The sequence below is a fragment of the Streptomyces sp. NPDC020731 genome, assembly GCF_044334705.1.
In the GTDB taxonomy this organism is placed as follows: domain Bacteria; phylum Actinomycetota; class Actinomycetes; order Streptomycetales; family Streptomycetaceae; genus Streptomyces.
Genome location: NZ_JBIRTN010000003.1, coordinates 43756 through 60402 on the forward strand (window position 1 = coordinate 43756; position 16647 = coordinate 60402).

General features: G+C 73.5%; 19 protein-coding genes. 12 read left to right on the top strand and 7 right to left on the bottom strand.

Going from position 1 to position 16647, the window contains the following annotated elements:
• Positions 1-34 precede the first annotated feature (34 nt).
• The 4 genes from ACH4VX_RS05220 to ACH4VX_RS05235 all read left to right on the top strand — a co-directional run bounded on the left by ACH4VX_RS05220 (position 35) and on the right by ACH4VX_RS05235 (position 4797).
• Positions 35-1336, top strand: a complete 1302-nt coding sequence (locus ACH4VX_RS05220; RefSeq protein WP_398365977.1) for a CAP domain-containing protein — start codon at positions 35-37, stop codon at positions 1334-1336.
• Positions 1337-1405: 69 nt separating this feature from the next.
• Positions 1406-2083, top strand: coding sequence for an AIM24 family protein (locus tag ACH4VX_RS05225; RefSeq protein WP_398365978.1), 678 nt, complete (start codon positions 1406-1408; stop codon positions 2081-2083).
• A gap of 82 nt (positions 2084-2165) precedes the next feature.
• Positions 2166-3125 carry a threonine/serine dehydratase gene (locus ACH4VX_RS05230; protein WP_398365979.1) on the top strand — a complete coding sequence of 320 codons (960 nt, stop codon included), beginning with the start codon at positions 2166-2168 and terminating at the stop codon, positions 3123-3125.
• Positions 3126-3204: 79 nt separating this feature from the next.
• Positions 3205-4797 (top strand): serine/threonine protein kinase, encoded by a 1593-nt coding sequence (locus ACH4VX_RS05235; RefSeq protein WP_398365980.1) that lies wholly within the window; start codon positions 3205-3207, stop codon positions 4795-4797.
• Here the strand turns inward: ACH4VX_RS05235 and ACH4VX_RS05240 are convergent.
• On the bottom strand, positions 4768-6240 hold the full coding sequence (locus tag ACH4VX_RS05240) for a serine hydrolase domain-containing protein (RefSeq protein ID WP_398365981.1): 1473 nt from the start codon (positions 6238-6240) through the stop codon (positions 4768-4770). The two genes, ACH4VX_RS05235 and ACH4VX_RS05240, sit on opposite strands and share 30 nt — an antisense overlap.
• Positions 6241-6313: 73 nt before the next feature.
• Here ACH4VX_RS05240 and ACH4VX_RS05245 point away from each other — a divergent pair, with 73 nt between their 5' ends.
• A complete protein-coding gene (locus ACH4VX_RS05245; protein ID WP_398365982.1) occupies positions 6314-7294 on the top strand; it encodes an LLM class F420-dependent oxidoreductase in 981 nt (326 codons plus the stop codon).
• A gap of 107 nt (positions 7295-7401) precedes the next feature.
• On the top strand, positions 7402-7827 hold the full coding sequence (locus ACH4VX_RS05250; RefSeq protein WP_398365983.1) for an SsgA family sporulation/cell division regulator: 426 nt from the start codon (positions 7402-7404) through the stop codon (positions 7825-7827).
• Between the two features lie 203 nt (positions 7828-8030).
• On the opposite strand, the gene ACH4VX_RS05255 is transcribed toward ACH4VX_RS05250, so the two are convergent.
• Positions 8031-8528, bottom strand: coding sequence for a DUF6328 family protein (locus ACH4VX_RS05255; RefSeq protein ID WP_398365984.1), 498 nt, complete (start codon positions 8526-8528; stop codon positions 8031-8033).
• 140 nt (positions 8529-8668) lie between these two features.
• Between ACH4VX_RS05255 and ACH4VX_RS05260 the strand changes: the two genes are divergently transcribed.
• Positions 8669-9010: a hypothetical protein gene (locus tag ACH4VX_RS05260; protein WP_398365985.1), complete on the top strand. Its 342-nt coding sequence runs from the start codon at positions 8669-8671 to the stop codon at positions 9008-9010.
• A gap of 12 nt (positions 9011-9022) precedes the next feature.
• Here the strand turns inward: ACH4VX_RS05260 and ACH4VX_RS05265 are convergent, their stop codons facing one another.
• From ACH4VX_RS05265 to ACH4VX_RS05275, 3 genes are all read right to left on the bottom strand, one after another.
• Positions 9023-10006, bottom strand: a complete 984-nt coding sequence (locus ACH4VX_RS05265; RefSeq protein WP_398365986.1) for an aldo/keto reductase — start codon at positions 10004-10006, stop codon at positions 9023-9025.
• 64 nt (positions 10007-10070) lie between these two features.
• Positions 10071-10769 (bottom strand): ribonuclease H, encoded by a 699-nt coding sequence (locus tag ACH4VX_RS05270; RefSeq protein WP_398365987.1) that lies wholly within the window; start codon positions 10767-10769, stop codon positions 10071-10073.
• A 623-nt stretch (positions 10770-11392) separates the two neighbouring features.
• Positions 11393-11875: a VOC family protein gene (locus tag ACH4VX_RS05275; RefSeq protein ID WP_398365988.1), complete on the bottom strand. Its 483-nt coding sequence runs from the start codon at positions 11873-11875 to the stop codon at positions 11393-11395.
• A 225-nt stretch (positions 11876-12100) separates the two neighbouring features.
• Between ACH4VX_RS05275 and ACH4VX_RS05280 the strand changes: the two genes are divergently transcribed.
• On the top strand, positions 12101-12757 hold the full coding sequence (locus ACH4VX_RS05280) for an ATP-dependent Clp protease proteolytic subunit (protein ID WP_398365989.1): 657 nt from the start codon (positions 12101-12103) through the stop codon (positions 12755-12757).
• Positions 12757-13359 carry a ClpP family protease gene (locus tag ACH4VX_RS05285; protein ID WP_398365990.1) on the top strand — a complete coding sequence of 201 codons (603 nt, stop codon included), beginning with the start codon at positions 12757-12759 and terminating at the stop codon, positions 13357-13359. Before ACH4VX_RS05280 ends, ACH4VX_RS05285 begins: the two co-directional genes overlap by 1 nt.
• Positions 13360-13374: 15 nt before the next feature.
• On the opposite strand, the gene ACH4VX_RS05290 is transcribed toward ACH4VX_RS05285, so the two are convergent.
• Positions 13375-13761 (bottom strand): helix-turn-helix domain-containing protein, encoded by a 387-nt coding sequence (locus tag ACH4VX_RS05290; RefSeq protein WP_398366297.1) that lies wholly within the window; start codon positions 13759-13761, stop codon positions 13375-13377.
• Between the two features lie 260 nt (positions 13762-14021).
• Between ACH4VX_RS05290 and ACH4VX_RS05295 the strand changes: the two genes are divergently transcribed.
• Positions 14022-14909 (top strand): RNA polymerase sigma factor SigF, encoded by an 888-nt coding sequence (locus ACH4VX_RS05295; protein WP_398365991.1) that lies wholly within the window; start codon positions 14022-14024, stop codon positions 14907-14909.
• 31 nt (positions 14910-14940) lie between these two features.
• On the opposite strand, the gene ACH4VX_RS05300 is transcribed toward ACH4VX_RS05295, so the two are convergent.
• Positions 14941-15396, bottom strand: coding sequence for an ATP-binding protein (locus ACH4VX_RS05300; protein ID WP_398365992.1), 456 nt, complete (start codon positions 15394-15396; stop codon positions 14941-14943).
• Positions 15397-15543: 147 nt separating this feature from the next.
• Here ACH4VX_RS05300 and ACH4VX_RS05305 point away from each other — a divergent pair, with 147 nt between their 5' ends.
• Both ACH4VX_RS05305 and ACH4VX_RS05310 read left to right on the top strand, forming a co-directional pair.
• Positions 15544-16128, top strand: a complete 585-nt coding sequence (locus ACH4VX_RS05305) for a PRC-barrel domain-containing protein (RefSeq protein WP_398365993.1) — start codon at positions 15544-15546, stop codon at positions 16126-16128.
• Positions 16125-16556, top strand: coding sequence for a PRC-barrel domain containing protein (locus ACH4VX_RS05310; RefSeq protein WP_398365994.1), 432 nt, complete (start codon positions 16125-16127; stop codon positions 16554-16556). The genes ACH4VX_RS05305 and ACH4VX_RS05310 overlap by 4 nt, the downstream gene beginning before the upstream one ends.
• The last annotated feature ends 91 nt before the right edge of the window (positions 16557-16647 follow it).

A 16647-nucleotide genomic window follows, 5' to 3' on the forward strand; every position in this document is an offset into this window, starting at 1 on the left:
ACCGGTCCGTGTACGACGACAGCAGGGCGGCGTGATGCAGGAGTTGGTCCCCGGCGGCAATCTGGCCCTCCCGGGCGGTGCGGTGACCGTCCGGGTGCCCGGCCCCTTCGACGTGTCCGCGCTGATCACGGACGACGGTGGAAAGGTGCGCGGTGACGGCGACTTCGTGTTCTACAACCAGCCGTCCGCGCCGGGTGCCCGGCTCGGCGGGGACGCGCTCACCGTCGACCCGGCGGCGCTGCGCCCCGGCGCCACCCGGGTCACGGTGGCCGTCAGTCCCGCCGGCCCCGGCACCCCGCTGAGCGGACTGCCCGCCCCCGTGCTCCAGGTCGCCGACGCCGGCGGACGCCCGCTCGCCCGGTTCTCCCCGCCCCGGGTGCGACAGGAGGCCGTGCTGCTCCTCGCGGAGATCTACCGGCGCGGCGGGGACTGGAAACTGCGCGCCCTGGGACAGGGGTACGCCGACGGACTGGCCGGTCTCGCACGGGACTTCGGGGTCGACGTGGCGGACGACGGCGGGGCGGTCTCCACGCGCACGGCACCCGCCGCCCCGGCCCGCCCGGCCGCCGGGGACGATTTTCTCGAGCTGGTGAACTCGGCCCGGGCCGCCGCCGGTTCGCCTCCGGTCGCCCATGACGCGCGGCTGGCCGGCGCGGCGCGGGAGCACGCCGGTTCGATGGCGCGGGGCGGACGCCTCGGTGTCGAGGGCATGGACGGCGTCTCCGTCCACCAGCGAGTCGTCGCCGCCGGATACCCGTACCTCACCGTCGGCGAGCATCTGGTCTCCGGGCCACTCACCGTCGACCGGTTCGTCGACCACTGCCTGCGCCACGACGCGGCCCGCCGCACCGTGTGCGACCCTTCCTTCACCCACGCCGCCGTGGCGTCCTGCGACGGGTCCGGCGACACCTACTGGACGGCGCTGTGGGCCAGTCCGCTCACCCCGGACGGCCGGGACCGCACGGCCGGCGAGGTCATCGACCTCACCAACCGGGAGCGCGTCCGCGCCGGACTGCCGCCCCTGTCCCACGATCCCCTGCTGACCGCGGCCGCGCAGGCACACAGCGCCGACATGGTGGCCCGCGACTTCTACTCCCACACGGCACCCGACGGCGGCAGGCCCTGGGACCGGGCCGCCGCCGCGGGCTCGGCGCTACGGACGATCGGCGAGAACATAGCGTGCGGACAGCACTCGGCCGCCGAGGTCGTCCAGGGGTGGATGAACAGTCCCGGTCACCGCGCCAACATCCTCGGGGCCGGCTTCACCCACATCGGTGTCGGATTCGCGGGCGGCGGCCGGGCGGGCACGTACTGGACCCAGCTCTTCGGTGGCTGACGGCGCCGGTCCCGGTGTCGTCGGCACGTGCTCCTGGCGGAGGGAGAGCGTCCGGGCGAGGATGCCCCCATGAAGGGTGACCTGTTTTCCAGTCAGCACATGGTGCGGCCGGCCACGGCTCCGGGCATGACGGTCGAGAACGCCAAGTGCGTCCGTTACACGGTCGACGGCGAGATGCTCGCCCGGCAGGGCGCGATGATCGCCTACCGCGGCAACCTCCAGTTCGAGCGCAAGGGCCAGGGCGTCGGCGGCATCCTCAAACGGGCGGTGACCGGCGAGGGGCTGCCGCTGATGGCGGTCCGCGGACAGGGCGAGGCATGGTTCGCGCACGAGGCGCAGAACTGCTTCGTCGTCGAGGTCGACCCCGGTGACGAGTTCACCGTCAACGGCCGCAACGTCCTGTGCTTCGACTCCTCGCTGTCGTACCGCATCGCGACCGTGAAGGGCGCCGGCATCAGCGGCGGCGGGCTGTTCAACAGCGTCTTCAGCGGGCACGGCCGGCTGGGGCTGGTGTGCGAGGGGAATCCGCTGGTGATCCCGGTGTCGCCGCAGTACCCGGTGTACGTGGACACGGACGCGATCGTCGGCTGGACCGCGGGCCTGGCCACCTCGCTGCACCGTTCCCAGTCGCTGGGCTCGATGCTGCGCGGCGGGTCCGGCGAGGCCGTGCAGCTGATGCTGCAGGGTGAGGGGTATGTCGTCGTCCGGCCCAGTGAGGCGACACCGCAGAAGGCCCAGCAGCACTGAGCGTTGTTGACCTCGGCCGCCGTGCGGGTCAGGGTGGGTCACGGCGCGGATCACCACCCCCCGGGCCGGAAAGGTGACAGTCGTGATCGGGATCGCCGACATCGAGACCGCGGCCGAGCGGATCGCCGGGCACGTGGTGCGGACCCCGACCGTGCCGAGTCCCGGCCTGTCGGCGCTGCTGGGTGTCCCGGTCACGGCGAAGCTGGAGCTGCTGCAGCGCACCGGTTCGTTCAAGGTGCGGGGCGCGGCGGCGAAGCTGCTGTCGCTGAGTGAGGCCGAGCGGGCCGCCGGGGTCGTGGCGGTGAGCGGCGGCAACCACGGGATCGCCCTCGCGGTGACGGCCGCGGCCCTCGATGTGAAGGCCACGGTGGTGATGCCGCGTTCGGCACCCGTCCGGGCCGTGGAGATCGCGGAGTCCGCGGGCGCCTCGGTGCGGCTGACCGACGGCATGGACGGCGCGTTCGCGCTCATGACGCGGCTCCAGCAGGAGGGGCTGACCCTGGTCCACCCCTTCGACGACCCGGTGGTGATCGCCGGTCAGGGCACGGTGGGGGCGGAGTTCGCCGCGGACGCCGGTGACCTCACGGACGTCCTGGTGAGCATCGGGGGCGGCGGACTGATCGCCGGGGTCGCGGCGGCGCTGCGGGCGCTGCGGCCCGGGGTGCGGGTCTGGGGCGTGGAGACCGGGGGCGCGCAGGCGATGTCCGAGGCGCTGGCGGCGGGTGGCCCGGTACCGGTGGAGCTGACGTCGATCGTGTCCACGCTCAGCGCCCCGTCCGTGTCCCGGCTGACGTACGCGCATGTGTCGGAGCTGGTCACCGAGGTGCTGGTGGTGCCGGACCGGGAGGCGGTGCGGGGCTCGCTGGAGCTCGCGGACCACGCCAAGGTGTGGGCCGAGCCCGCCGCCGGCTGTCTGCTGCCCGCCGCGCGGCGGGTGCTGAAGCGGGTCGGCGAGGGGGCCCGGATCGGTCTCGTGGTGTGCGGCGGCAACGCCACCACCGCGGACATGATCGCCTGGGCGGAACACTTCGAGCTTCGCTGAGCCTTCCGTTGAACGGACCCCGCCCGCTCCCCCGTACCACTGGGGGAAGCGGGATCCAGCGGTTCGACGAGGGATGGCCATGGGCAGGGCGCACGTCTCCACAGACCGGACGGTCGCCGGACGGTACCGGCTGGCCGAGATCACGCATCGCGAGACCAACCGCGTCCGCTGGTACGCCGACGACCTGGGGACCGGCCGCCCCTGCCTGGTCACCCGGGTCGGCCTCCCGCAGGACGCGGCCGGCGCCGCACACCGCGCGCCCTCCCGTGTCCTGCGGGCGACGGAGAGCGTGGCCCGGCTGTGCCCCGGCCGGATCGCCACCGTCGTCGACACCGTCGACGAGTCCGGCTCCCTGTGGACCGTCACCGCGTGGATCGACGGCACACCGCTCGACGAAGTCCTCGCCGAGGAGGGCACGTTCGACTACGTGCGGGCCGCGCGCATCGCCCTGGAACTGCTCGACGTCCTGGACGCCGCGCACGCCGGGGCCGTCACGCACGGCGAGCTCAGCCCCGGCCAGGTTTTCCTGCGCGAGAGCGGACCGGCCGTCGTCACCGGGTACGGCCTGGCCGGCACGACGTCGGCGCCCCGGCTCACGGCACCGTCGTACGCCTCCCCGGAGCAGGCGCGTGACGAGCGGATCGGGCCCGCCGCGGACCTGTGGGCGCTGGGCGCGATCCTCTACACGATGCTGGAGGGGCGTCCGCCGTTCCGGGACCGCGGACGGCCCGAGGCCACGCTGAAGGGCGTGGACCGGCTGCCGCTGCGCACACCGGTACGGGCGGGTCCGCTCACGCAGGTCGTCCAGGGGCTGCTGCGCAAGGATCCGCGGGAGCGGCTGACCCGCCAGGTGGTCCGCGAGGCGCTCACCCGTGTGCTGCGGGAGGGCCCCGGCGCCGTCCCGGTGGCGGTGCCGGGCCCCCGGCTGCGCGGCGGGCGCACCGGCACCGTGCGGTACACGGGCCGGAAGCGGGGCGCACGGACGACGCTCCTCGGCACCGCGCTGGCCGTCGCCACGGTGGCGGTCGCGGCGCTCGCCGCGACACAGGGGCTGCCGGGTGGCGGCGGCGGTCCCGCCGCCGACGCGCCACCGCCCTCGGCGTCCGCGACGGCCGGTACGGACGAGCCCGGGGACCGGGGCTCGTCCCCGCCGTCCACCGCGACGCCGCCCACCGCGTCCCCGTCGGACGGCGCGGGCGGCCTCCCGCCCGGCTACCGGACCTACCGGGCCCCGGAGGGCTTCTCCGTCGCGCTGCCCGAGGGCTGGGAGCGGCTGGACACCTCGCGCGCCTCCGATCTGGCCTACCGCGTCACCTTCGGCGCCGACGGGGATCCGCGCACGCTCGCCGTCACGTACAGCAGGCGTGTGGGGTCGGACGCGGTGGCCGTGTGGCGGGACGACGTGGAGCCGCGCCTGGAGCGGTCCGGCGACGGCTACGAGCGGATCGGCGGAATCCGGGCGACGACGTACCAGGGGCGCGAGGCCGCCGACATGGAGTGGTACGCCGAGGCCGGCGGCGTCCGGGTGCGCACCTTCGGCCGCGGCTTCCTCCTGGGCGGCGGGCGCGGCTTCTCGCTGCGCTGGACGACCCCGGCCGCCGGCTGGGAGGAACCCGCGGGCCGGGAGGCCCTGCGGACCTTCCTACGGACGTTCCGGCCCGCCGCGGACTGAACCGCGCGGGGCGCGCAGCTTGTTCAGGGGCCACTCGTGCAGCGGGCGGGTGAGCCAGCGGGCCCGGAAGGTCCGGTCGGTGAGGGAGCAGGTGATCCGGAGGCGGTGCGGCGTCTCCAGGAACACCAGGTCCACGGCGAGGGTGCCGCCGTCGTCCCAGCCGCCGCTCGCGGCGGCCGGAACGGGCTTCTCGGCGGTCGTCCATCCCTGCCCGTCGAAGAACCGTGCGTCGAACCGCCCGCCGTCCTCGGTGAGGGTCAGTGCCCAGCCGCCGTCGGCGTCCGCCGTGACCTCGGCCGCGGTCAGCTCCGGCTGGTCGCCGCAGACCCCGCCCTCCGGGGTGAACACGGCGCCGGACCAGTCCCCGGCCCGCTCCGGCGGTACGGGCCCGCCCCCGGCCGGGGGCAGGGCGAGCCGTTCGAGGCGCTCGCGCAGGGCGGTGTCCGCGGCCTCTTGGCCGGTCAGCGGCCCGGAGCGGAAGGCGGGCAGGAGATGGCGCCAGACCAGGTCGAGGTACTCCTGCATCCGCTCGGTCGCCGTGGTCGCGGCGATCACCGCGTCGTGCCCGGGCAGGACGAGGCAGAACTGCCCGTAGGCCCCGTCGCCCCGGAACCCGTGCCGGGACATCCAGAACTGGTACCCGTAGCCGCGGTTCGAGTCCGGCCGGTCCCCCTCCCCCATGACTCCGTCGGTCGGTATGTGCGGGCGCGAGGCGCGGGCGACCCATCCCTCGGGCAGCAGCCGTTCGCCCCGCCAGGTCCCGTCGTCCAGATACAGCTGGCCGAGCCGCGCCACGGCGTCGGTGGCGGCGTGCAGTCCGCTGAAGCCGATCTCGCGGCCGGTGCGGTCCCGCTGCCACAGCGTCTCGCCGACGCCCAGCGGGTCGAACAGCCGGGGCCGCAGGTAGTCGGTGAGTGTCTGCCCGGTGACCCGCTGCACGATCGCGCCGAGGGTGTAGGTGCAGGGCTGGTTGTACGCGAAGACGGTGCCCGGGTCGCGCTGCGGCGGCTGGAGCAGGAAGCCGCGCACGGGTTCGGCGGGGTCGGCGGCGAACGCCTCGTCGACGGTCTCGCTCTCGTGGCCGCTGGCCATGGACGCCACGTGCCGGACCAGCATCGCCCGGCTGCGCGGGTCGGTGATGTCGGCCTCGAACTCCGGGAAGTACGACAGCACCGGGGCGTCGAAGTCGAGCAGTCCCTCGGCCTCGGCGAGGGCGGCGGCGGTCGCCGTGAAGCTCTTGCTGAGCGAGTACAGCAGATGCGGGCGCCCGGCGGCGTACGGCGTCCACCAGCCGGCGGCCACGAGGTGACCGTGGCGCAGGATCATCAGGCTGTGCGGTTCGATGTCCGGGGCGGCTTCGAGGGCGTCGAGGAAGGCGTGGACGCCGGACGCGTCGACGCCTTGGGCGGCGGGGCCGGCGGTGGGGAACGGGTGGGCGGTCATGGGAGGCATCCTGCCCGGATCGCCGCCGGGTGATCCATCGTTTTCCCCGCCCCCGGCCGGGGACCCGGGCGGCATGGTGCGAATCGGATACACGATGATGACCGAGCAGGCCGGGCCCCGTGAGCTGGTCGACCATGTGGTGCGGGCCGAGGAGGCCGGCTTCGACTTCTCGGTGACCTCGGACCACTTTTTCCCCTGGCTGGCGTCGCAGGGGCACGCGCCGTACGCCTGGAGCGTGCTGGGCGCCGCCGCGCAGGCCACCTCGCGCATCCCGCTGATGACGTACGTGACGTGTCCGACGTTCCGCTACCACCCGGCGGTGGTGGCGCAGAAGGCGGCGACGCTGCAACTGCTGTCCGGGGGCCGGTTCCGGCTGGGGCTCGGCTCCGGCGAGAACCTCAACGAGCACGTGGTGGGCGGCGGCTGGCCGTCCGTGGACGTGCGGCACGAGATGCTCGAGGAGGCGGTGGAGATCATCCGTGCCCTGTTCGAGGGCGGCCATGTGAACCACCGGGGCACCCACTTCGACGTCGAGTCGGCCCGGCTGTGGGACCTGCCGGACCAGCCGCCGCCGATCGGCGTCGCGGTGTCCGGGAAGCGGTCCTGCGCCCTCGCGGGCCGGCTCGCCGACCTGGTGATCGCCACCGAGCCGGAGGCGGAACTGCTCGACGCCTTCGACCGGCACGGCGGGCAGGGCAAGCCGCGGGTGGGGCAGCTGCCGGTCTGCTACGACCCCGACCGGGACGCGGCCGTCGCGCGCGCCCACGACCAGTTCCGCTGGTTCGGCAACGGGTGGAAGGTCAACTCGGAGCTGCCGCACCCGGACTCCTTCGCGTCGGCGACGCGGTTCGTCCGGCCCGACGACGTCGCCGGGTCGATCCCGTGCGGCAGCGACCCGGCGGACTTCGTCGAAGCCGTCCGCCCCTACGCCGAGGCGGGTTTCACCGAGATCGCCCTGGTGCAGATCGGCGGCGAGTCGCAGCCGGCGTACCTGGACTGGTCGGAGAAGACGCTGCTGCCGGCGCTGCGGGACGCCCTCGGCCGACGCCCCTGACGTCCCCGGCGGCCCCCGCGGTCGGTGATTCACCCATAGGGCCGAGCATCTCGCACGGATGCGGGGTACTAGAGGGCTCTACGTCGGTACTTCCCGGAGGCCCTTTCGTGAACTCGTTCGTGCACAAGACCCTGGTGGTGGAGCTCCAGGCGGGCGACACGGACCGCTTTCCCGTGCTCGCCCACCTGAGCTACGACCCGTCCGACCCGTTCGCCGTCACCATCGTCTTCAGCCACGACGGCCGGGTCCTCGCCCGCTGGCAGCTGGACCGGGAGATGGTCACCGAGGGTCTCACCCGCCCGGTCGGCATCGGGGACGTACGGCTGCGGCCCGAGTCCCGGGGTGTGGGGCGGGAACTGTGCATGGAGTTCCTCGGCGAGGCGCACGCCGACGGCGGCCGGCACCACGCGGTGGTGTTCGCCTGGGCCGAGACCGTCGGCGAGTTCCTGCACGAGACCCGGCTGATGGTCCCGCCGGGGTGCGAGGAGGTCCGTGTGGACGACTTCCTCGCGGACGTCCTCACCGGGAACTGAACCCCCTGGGTCCTGTCGTCGCATTCCCGCCGTCCGCCCGCGGGACGGGCCCTGGTCCTCGTACCGGACGTACCCGGGTCGGGGCCCGGCACGGCGGGAGGGCGGGCACGGCGTCGCGGGGCAGGCGGGAATGTGACGACAGGATCTGGTGACCTGAGTCGGAGATTCGCCGGCAGTAGGCGGCGAATCTCCGACTCAGGTCACTAGCGCGTGGTGTGGCGGTACCGGGCCCACATCGGCAGGCCGAACCAGCACAGCAGGTACCAGGCCACCACTCCGGTCACCAGGTACGGCACGAAGTCGTCATGGGTGGCCACGCGCAGGATGAGCAGCAGGGAGCAGCTGGTGGTGGCCAGCAGCAACAGGAGGCCGAGCAGGGTGAGCCGGGAGGCCCACTGCACGGCCTGCGCCTTGATGCGCCGCCCGGAGACGAGCCGGTGCAGGGAGACCGGACCGATGAGGGCGCCGGTGGCGCAGGCGCCCAGCACCACCGTCACGATGTAGATCGTCTGGTCCATGTCGGACAACTTGGCGTAGGTCGGGGTGAACACGACGGTCAGCAGGAAGCCGAAGAGGATCTGCACCCCCATCTGGGCGACACGGACCTCCTGGATGAGCTCCGTCCACATCCGGTCCGCTCTCTCCTCCTCCGTCTCGTTCCGTCCCCGGCGCCTGCCCTCGCCCCGCTCCGTGTCCGGCACGGTGCCTCCCTCTCCGTAGGTCTGGTCTCCCCCTCACATGCCCCGAAAGCCGCCGTCCTCCCAGGCCGGTCGCCGGTTTGGAGGGGCGGGACACGGTTACACGGACGGCGATGACACCGAGGCCAGGAGGTCGTGGACGCATGTCGGACACCCAGCTCACCGTGACGATCGGCGGCGGGGACGTCGACGACGCCCGGACGGTCGTCCGGGCCCTGGAGGGCACGTTCGGGGCGGCGGACCAGCGGCCCTCCGCGGAGCACGCGACAATCCGCGTGGCGACGTTCACCGGGGAGGGGCAGGGGGCGGCGGCCGGGACCGCGGACACGGGGCCGCTGTCGGCGCCGGTGACCGTCACCGTGCAGGGCGCCCCGGAGGCGGTGCGGCGGGCGAGCGACACCCTCACGCGGTCCTTCACGGCACGCGACGAGGGTGCCGCCTCCGGCGACCAGGAGCAGGAACGGCAGCTGCTCCTGGAGCCGTGACGTGCGCCGCCGCTACCAGCGGGCTTCGACCTGGTCCTTGATCCGCCGGTCGTAGAGGTCCCGGATCGCCGTGAGCGTCGCCCCGGGCAGCTCCGGGAGCCGGGCGGCGGCCGCGTTGGCGCGGGCCTGCTCGGGCGTACGGGCGCCGGGGATGACGGTGGTGACACCGGGCTGCTCGATGATCCAGCGCAGGGCCAGCTGGGCCGGGGTGCAGCCCTCGGGGGCGAGCGCGGCGAACTCGGCGGCGGCCTCCACACCGGTCGCGTAGTCGACGCCGGAGAAGGTCTCGCCCTGGTCGAAGGCCTCACCGTGCCGGTTGAAGGCGCGGTGGTCGTTCTCGGCGAAGACGGTGTCCCTGGTGTACTTGCCGGACAGCAGTCCGGAGGCGAGCGGGACCCGGGCGATGATGCCGACGCCCGCCTCGCGGGCGGCCGGGAGCACCTCGCGCAGCGGCTTCATGCGGAACGGGTTGAGGATGATCTGCACGCTCGCCACGTTCGGCCGGGCGATCGCGGTGAGCGCCTCCGCGCAGGTCTCCACGCTGACGCCGTAGGCGGCGACGCGCTCCTCCTCCACCAGGGTGTCGAGGGCGTCGAAGACCTCGTCGGTGGAGTAGACGGGGGTCGGCGGGCAGTGCAGCTGCACCAGGTCGATGCGGTCGACGCCCAGGTTGCGCCGCGAACGGTCGTTCCAGGCGCGGAAGTTTTCCAGGACGTAGTTCCCGGGGATCTGGTCGACCCGGCGGCCCATCTTGGTGGCGACCAGTACGTGCAGATCCGGCCGCCCGCTCAGGAACGACGCGATGGTCTGCTCGCTGCGTCCGTCGCCGTACACGTCGGCGGTGTCGAAGAAGGTGACTCCCGACTCCGCGGCGGTCTCCAGGACCGCGAGGGCTTCCTTGTCGTCGACGTCGCCCCAGTCCGCCCCGAGTTGCCATGTGCCGAGACCGATCACGGAGGCGTGCTGTCCCGACCTGTCGAATGTGCGCTCGTCCATGGACGTCAGTCTGTCATCCGTTCCGGCCGGACCGCGGGCGGCTCGGCCCCCGCGCGGGGTCCGGTCAGACGCTCTGGGCCGTCCGGCAGTCGGGGTGACCCCAGCCCTTGCCGTTCTTGGCGATCGGCTCGCCGGCCGCGTAGGAGCGTCCGCACGGGCAGCGGCCGGGGAACTTCGCCTTGATCGTGCGGGCGGTCGAGGAGCCGCCGCGCTGCCGGGGCGCCGTGGCCCCGCCGGACGCGCGTTTCGCCGCGCCGCCCGCCGGGCGGTCCGGGGCGGGCGGCGGCTCGGGCGAGCCCTGCTCGCTGCCGGCGTCCTCCTGCGCGACGGCCGCCCGGCTGGCGGCGCGGTCGGCGAAGTCGTTGAGCCGGTCGCCGTCGACCTGGTGGGCGGGAACGTAGCGGAACTCGACCGAGCGGTCCTGGAGGAGTTCGTCGATGCGGACGACGAGTTCCTGGTTGGCGACCGGTTTGCCGGCCGCGGTGCGCCAGCCGTTGCGCTTCCAGCCGGGGAGCCAGGTGGTGACGGCCTTCATGGCGTACTGCGAGTCCATCCGGACCTCGAGCGGCACGGCGGGATCGGTCGCCGCCAGCAGCCGCTCCAGCGCCGTGAGTTCGGCGATGTTGTTGGTGGCCCTGCCGAGCGCGCCCGCCTCCCAGCGGGCCGGCGTCCCGGAACGGTCGGCGACCACCCAGGCCCAGCCGGCGGGCCCCGGGTTTCCCTTCGAAGCCCCGTCGCACGCGGCCACAACTCGTTCACGCATGTGCCCGATCATGCCATGTCCGGGCGGGCGGACCGGGCCCGCTCACTCCGCCCCGGCCGTCGTCGGCGTCCCGCCCGGGGTGGTGGTGACGTCGGTCACCGAGAGGCCCGCGCCCCACGGGGCACCGAGCGTCCCTCGGCCACCACCGCGTCTTCCCGACCGGCTCCCACCGTGCTCGCCCGAGGAGCCGTTTCGGCGGGCGGGAGCCGGGCGCCGCGGACCGTCCGGGTGCTGCGGGGCCCCGACCCGATCACCCCCGACCGGCTGCGCCGGGTGAACGCACCGTACGAGGAGCGGGCCGCCTCCGGTGATCCCGCCGCCGGCACGGGGAAGGCGGTGAGCCCCGCCGGGGCCCGGTACACCTGGGCGCGGTATCCGCCGTGCGACGCCTGCGAGCGCGCCCACCCGGACCGCCGCGACCGGCCCGGCCGCGACCGGACGGACCCGCACCGGGAGGACGGCCGTCCGCACTTCTGTCCGGCGCCCACGACGTCCACCCCGAAGCCCTGTCCGCTCACCCGGCCTCCTGCGCATCACGCGGGAGATCACGGGTGAGCGGGGAGGATCTCCGCGCGGGCCGGCCGGGGCGGCGGGGCCCTGCGGCGGCCCCGCCGGTCGGGGCCTCACTCGCCCGCGTACGCCTTCTCCAGGGCGGCGATGTCGAGCTTGCCCATCGTCATCATGGCCTTCAGGGCGCGGTCCGCCTTCCCCCGGTCCGGGTCGCCGATCATCTCGGTCAGCCGCACCGCGTTGACCTGCCAGGAGACGCCGAACCGGTCCTTGAGCCAGCCGCAGGGGCCGTGTTCGCCACCGCCCTCGACGAGCTTCTCCCAGTAGTGGTCGATCTCCGCCTGGTCCGCGCAGTCGAGCTGGAAGGAGATCGCCTCGTTGAACGTGAACTCGGGCCCGCCGTTCAGCGCGACGAACTTCTGGCCGTTGGCCGTGAACTCGACGGTGAGCACGGAGTCCTCGGCGCCGGGCGTGGCGGTGGTGTTCCGGACGATGTCGCCGAGGCTCGAGTCCTTGAAGACCGAGACGTAGAAGTTCGCGGCCTCCTCGGCCTGGCCGTCGTACCAGAGACACGTGGTGAATCCGTCGGTGGTCATGGTTGCCTCCCGGGCGTGGAACGCGGTCATGAGTGGTGACCCGGCCCGGCCCCGGAACTCATCGGTGCGGTCCCGGACCGTTCCGGACGGCGGCACGAGGGAGCGCTCTGCCCACGGCGAATCTGCCACGGGCAGAGTTGTCCCCGGCCGCCCCGCCGGCCGGTCGAGAGTGGAGGCACGCGGTCGCCCAGGCCGCGTTCCGACGAGCGACCACCAGGAGCGCCGATGTCTCCGTTCACCGCCGGCCCGTGGCCGGCCCCGCTGCCCCGGGCCGAGGAGGGCGACACCCCGCCGACCCGGTTCGACGACCATCTCGCCGCCCAGCTGCTCGCGCAGCGCATCGTGCTGCTCGGCACGCAGGTCGACGAGGTGTCGGCCAACCGCGTGTGCGCGCAGTTGCTGCTCCTGTCCGCCGAGGACCCGCGCACCGACATCAGCCTGTACATCAACAGCCCCGGCGGCTCCGTGCACGCGGGCCTGGCCATCTACGACACGATGCGGCTGATCCCCAACGACGTCTCGACCCTGGCCATGGGCTTCGCGGCCAGCATGGGCCAGTTCCTGCTCTGTGTCGGGACGCCCGGCAAGCGTTACGCCCTGCCGAACGCGCGCGTCATGATGCACCAGCCGTCGGGGGGCATCGGGGGCACCACCGCCGACATCGAGATCCAGGCGGAGAGCCTGGAGTTCACCAAGCGGACCATCGAGCGGATCACCGCCGAGCACACCGGCCAGACCCCGGAGACCGTCTCCCGGGACGGCGACCGGGACCGCTGGTTCACGGCCGAGCAGGCCAGGGAGTACGGGATGGTCGACCGGGTGGTGGAGTCGCTCGACGACGTCCGCCCGGTCGCCGCCCGGCCCAGGATGGGGCTGCGGTGATGGGGACGTACACGATTCCGAACGTCGTCGAGCGCACCCCGCAGGGCGAACGGTCCTACGACGTGTTCAGCCGGCTGCTGGCCGAGCGGATCATCTTCCTGGGGACGGAGATCGACGACGGGGTCGCCAATGTGGTCATCGCGCAGCTCCTCCATCTGGAGTCGTCGGCCCCGGAGAGCGAGATCGCGGTCTACATCAACTCCCCCGGCGGCTCGTTCACCTCGCTGATGGCGATCTACGACACGATGACGTTCGTCCGGGCGCCGATCTCGACGTTCTGCGTCGGGCAGGCGGCGTCCACGGCGGCCGTGCTGCTGGCCGGCGGGGACCCGGGGCGGCGGTTCGTGCTGGAGCACGCGCGGGTGCTGCTGGGGCAGCCGGCCACCGGTGGAACGCGCGGCACGGCGTCCGACCTGTCGCTGCGGGCCAAGGAGATGGTGCGGATCCGTTCCCAGGTGGAGGAGGTGCTGTCCCGGCACACGCACCACGACGTGGCGACCCTGCGGGCCGACATGGACCGCGACAAGGTGTTCACCGCCGAGGAGGCCGTGGCGTACGGCCTGGCCGACGAGGTGCTGGCCCGGCGCCTGGTGGGGGTGTAGGGCGCCGGGCGCCGGTCACGCGGCCAGGCAGAGCCCGTTGTGCGCGGAGCCGGAGACACCCCGGGCCGTGGTGGCGGTCCGCCGGCCGGTGACGCGGACCAGCTCTCCGTGGGCCCGGGTCAGCAGGTCGCCGAGGCCGAGACCGAGCGCCTGGGCGGCGGCCGCGAGGACCTCCGACGATGCCTCCTTGCGGCCCCGCTCCACCTCCGAGAGGTAGGGCATGGAGATCCGGGCCGTGTCGGCGACGTCCTTCAGCGTCCGTTCCTGGGCGAGCCGCTCCCTGCGGAGCACGTCGCCGACGAGGTCGCGCAGCAGCGGCTCTCTGGGCGCGGGGGCCGGGTCCGGCGGCGGGCCGGGTCGCAGGGGGATGACGCGGGCACGGTTCGGCGCTGGGGTGGTCACCTCTTGATTGGTCACCTCCTCAGCCTAGGAATTCCGCTCGCCAGGGGAAGGGAGCGGAGTTCCGCCCTGAGTGAAGGCGCTCCGGGGGCGTGGCCGGGACTGCCGCACGGGCCGCGTGGCCGTACCATCGGACGTACGAGTGACGACCGGTGCGCACCGCGGTTTCGAACCTTTCGGAACATGGTGGGCATGGGTTCGCGTGACCTGGGTACCCGCAGGGCTCAGGCACATGTCGGCCGTGACGTCCGTGGGGAGAGGTAATGAAGACCGCCGTGATCCGGTCGCAGGCGCAGGCCGCGGAGAAGCGCACCGAGGCCGGGACGGGTGACGGGATTCTGCGGGAAGTGGCGGATCCGCGCGCCGTCGCCCCGCGCGACGCCAGGGAGCTGTCCCGCCAGTTCTTCCGTCGCATGGCGGAGCTGGAGGAGGGCACGCACGAGTACCAGTACGCGCGCAACACCCTCATCGAGATGAACATGTCCCTCGTCCGGTTCGCGGCCGGGCGGTTCCGCGGTCGCGGCGACGACATGGACGACGTCGTGCAGACCGGCATGATCGGCCTGATCAAGGCCATCGACCGGTTCGAGCTGTCCCGCGAGGTCGAGTTCACCTCCTTCGCGCTGCCGTACATCGTCGGTGAGATCAAGCGTTTCTTCCGGGACACCACGTGGGCCGTGCATGTACCGCGCCGGCTCCAGGAGCTGCGGGTCGAGCTGGCGAAGGCCCGCGAGGAGCTCGCCAGCCGGCTGGACCGGGAGCCCACGGTGGGCGAGCTGGCCACGCTGATGAACATCACCGAGCAGCAGGTCGTCGAGGGGCAGATCGCCGCGAACGGGTACAACTCCTCGTCGCTGGACGCCGCCCTCACCGGTGACGGCCCCGAGTACGGCGAGGCCGTCCTGGCCGACTTCATCGGCGTCGAGGAGGAGGGCCTGCGCCTCGTCGAGGACTTCCACTCGCTCGCTCCGCTGATGGCCGAGCTCAGCGAACGCGACCGGGAGATCATCCACCTGCGGTTCGTGGAGGAGGCCACCCAGGCGGAGATCGGCGAGCGCCTCGGCTGCTCGCAGATGCACGTGTCCCGCCTGATCAAGCGGATCATCACCCGTCTGCGCGAGGGCATGCTGGGCGAGCTCGGCTGCGCCTGACGGCCTGACGGGACGGGCCCGCCGTGGCCGGTCAGCCGGCGTCGAGGTGCAGCACCGCGCACACACGCTTGCCGACCGGCACGCGTTCCACACGGACGTCCCGCGCCAGCGCGCGGACGATCTCCAGACCGTGCCGGCCGACACGATCGGGGTTGCGGGGGAAGACCCGGGGCAGGCTGGCGCTGCTGTCGTAGACCGACACCGTGAGCGAGGTGTCCGTGCCCTCCAGCTCCAGGATGTACGGCCCCTCGCTGTGCCGGTCCGCGTTGGTGACCAGTTCGCTCACCACCAGCAGCACCGCGCCGTCGGCCCGCTCGTCGATCGTGGCGCACCATTCGGTCCTGAGCTGCTGGAGGAAGTGCGCGGCGAACCTCCGCGCCTCCGCGATGCATCCCGGCTCGCCGGTGAAGTGTGCCGCCCGCCGCAGCGGTTCCACGGGTACGTCGAAACCAGTCGGTACCACTGCCCCGTCCAGGTGATGGGTCATGCTCGTTTCTCTCCGCGAAGCCGGGCCGGCCGGACGAATCTGCACCAGTCCTGGTACCCCGACTCCCGCGACACAGTCCACCTGATCGGTGTTCGCTCCGTGGGGCGGGGAACCCGGGTTCTTCCGGGGTTCGGCGGAAGGGGCGCCATGAACGGACTGACGGCGGTGCGGAGCCTGACGACACTGCCCGTGGTGACGCTGGGCGGCGATGCCGTGGCGCACGTCAAGGACACGGTCTTCGACACGGCGGCCGGGCGGATCGCGAGCTTCACCCTCACCGGCCGGACCCTGATGTCGGGCCCGCTGCCGCAGGATCTGCCCTGGCAGGCGGTGCACTGCCTGGGCCGTCACGCGGTGATGGTCCGCGACGAGGGGGCGCTGTGCGACCTGCCCCGGTCGGTGGCGCGCCGTGACGCCCTGCGCGGACGGCTGCTCGGGGCGCAGGTGCTGACCGACGGGGGCGACATGGTGGGCACAGTGCTCGACGTGCTGGTCGAGGGCGGCACCAGCGGCCGGCTCGTCGCGTTCCGGCTCGCCGCGCACCGGGAGCTGGTGCATGGCTCCCGGCACCGACGGCACCAGGTGTACGTGCCGCGGGGCGAGGCCCTGAGCCTCTCCGGCCGGACGCTGGTGATCCCGGCCCACGCGACGACCTACGTCACCGACGATCTGCCGGCCTTCGCCGCCCGTGACGGCGTCCGCCACGGCCGCGGGAGGGGCGCGGTCCGATGATGCTGTTCTCACGGGTGCGCGGGCTGCCCGTCCTCACCCCTGGCGACGCGGACCGGGTCGGGGCGGTGCGCGCGCTGACGGTCGACGCGGCGTCCGGGGAGGTCACGCATGTCCGGATACGGCGCGGACGACTGCGCAGGGAGGCCGTGGTGGCCTGGGCCGACCTGGGCGCGGTCGGCCCGGACATGCTGATCGCGCGCCCGGTCGGCGACCCGGCCGATGTCCCGCCCCACCGCGACCTGGTGGGGAGCAGCGTGCTCACCGAGTGCGGCGAGGCGCGCGGCACCGTGCTCGACGCGGCGTTCGATCCGGCCACCGCCCGCATCGAGGCGGTCCTGACGACGTTCGGCGAGCTCCCGGCCGACCGCCTGCTGGGCCTCGGCGACCACGCCCTGGTGATCCGGACGGGCCAGGGGCATCACGGTTAGGAGATGTCGTTGGGATCTTGCCGGGGGCGCGGGGTCCGGCACGCACCGGACCCCGCCCGGCTCGGCTGTGAGGCGCCGTCGCCCGAAGCCG

Excerpts from the sequence above, each read along its gene's own strand:
- ACH4VX_RS05240 (WP_398365981.1), bottom strand. The coding sequence starts at position 6,240 with ATGACCGCCCACCCGTTCCCCACCGCCGGCCCCGCCGCCCAAGGCGTC.
- ACH4VX_RS05300 (WP_398365992.1), bottom strand. The coding sequence starts at position 15,396 with ATGACCCATCACCTGGACGGGGCAGTGGTACCGACTGGTTTCGACGTA.
- ACH4VX_RS05260 (WP_398365985.1), top strand. The coding sequence starts at position 8,669 with ATGTCGGACACCCAGCTCACCGTGACGATCGGCGGCGGGGACGTCGAC.
- ACH4VX_RS05280 (WP_398365989.1), top strand. The coding sequence starts at position 12,101 with ATGTCTCCGTTCACCGCCGGCCCGTGGCCGGCCCCGCTGCCCCGGGCC.
- ACH4VX_RS05220 (WP_398365977.1), top strand. The coding sequence starts at position 35 with ATGCAGGAGTTGGTCCCCGGCGGCAATCTGGCCCTCCCGGGCGGTGCG.
- ACH4VX_RS05295 (WP_398365991.1), top strand. The coding sequence starts at position 14,022 with ATGAAGACCGCCGTGATCCGGTCGCAGGCGCAGGCCGCGGAGAAGCGC.
- ACH4VX_RS05285 (WP_398365990.1), top strand. The coding sequence starts at position 12,757 with ATGGGGACGTACACGATTCCGAACGTCGTCGAGCGCACCCCGCAGGGC.
- ACH4VX_RS05245 (WP_398365982.1), top strand. The coding sequence starts at position 6,314 with ATGGTGCGAATCGGATACACGATGATGACCGAGCAGGCCGGGCCCCGT.
- ACH4VX_RS05305 (WP_398365993.1), top strand. The coding sequence starts at position 15,544 with ATGAACGGACTGACGGCGGTGCGGAGCCTGACGACACTGCCCGTGGTG.
- ACH4VX_RS05275 (WP_398365988.1), bottom strand. The coding sequence starts at position 11,875 with ATGACCACCGACGGATTCACCACGTGTCTCTGGTACGACGGCCAGGCC.
- ACH4VX_RS05235 (WP_398365980.1), top strand. The coding sequence starts at position 3,205 with ATGGGCAGGGCGCACGTCTCCACAGACCGGACGGTCGCCGGACGGTAC.
- ACH4VX_RS05310 (WP_398365994.1), top strand. The coding sequence starts at position 16,125 with ATGATGCTGTTCTCACGGGTGCGCGGGCTGCCCGTCCTCACCCCTGGC.
- ACH4VX_RS05265 (WP_398365986.1), bottom strand. The coding sequence starts at position 10,006 with ATGGACGAGCGCACATTCGACAGGTCGGGACAGCACGCCTCCGTGATC.
- ACH4VX_RS05225 (WP_398365978.1), top strand. The coding sequence starts at position 1,406 with ATGAAGGGTGACCTGTTTTCCAGTCAGCACATGGTGCGGCCGGCCACG.
- ACH4VX_RS05270 (WP_398365987.1), bottom strand. The coding sequence starts at position 10,769 with ATGCGTGAACGAGTTGTGGCCGCGTGCGACGGGGCTTCGAAGGGAAAC.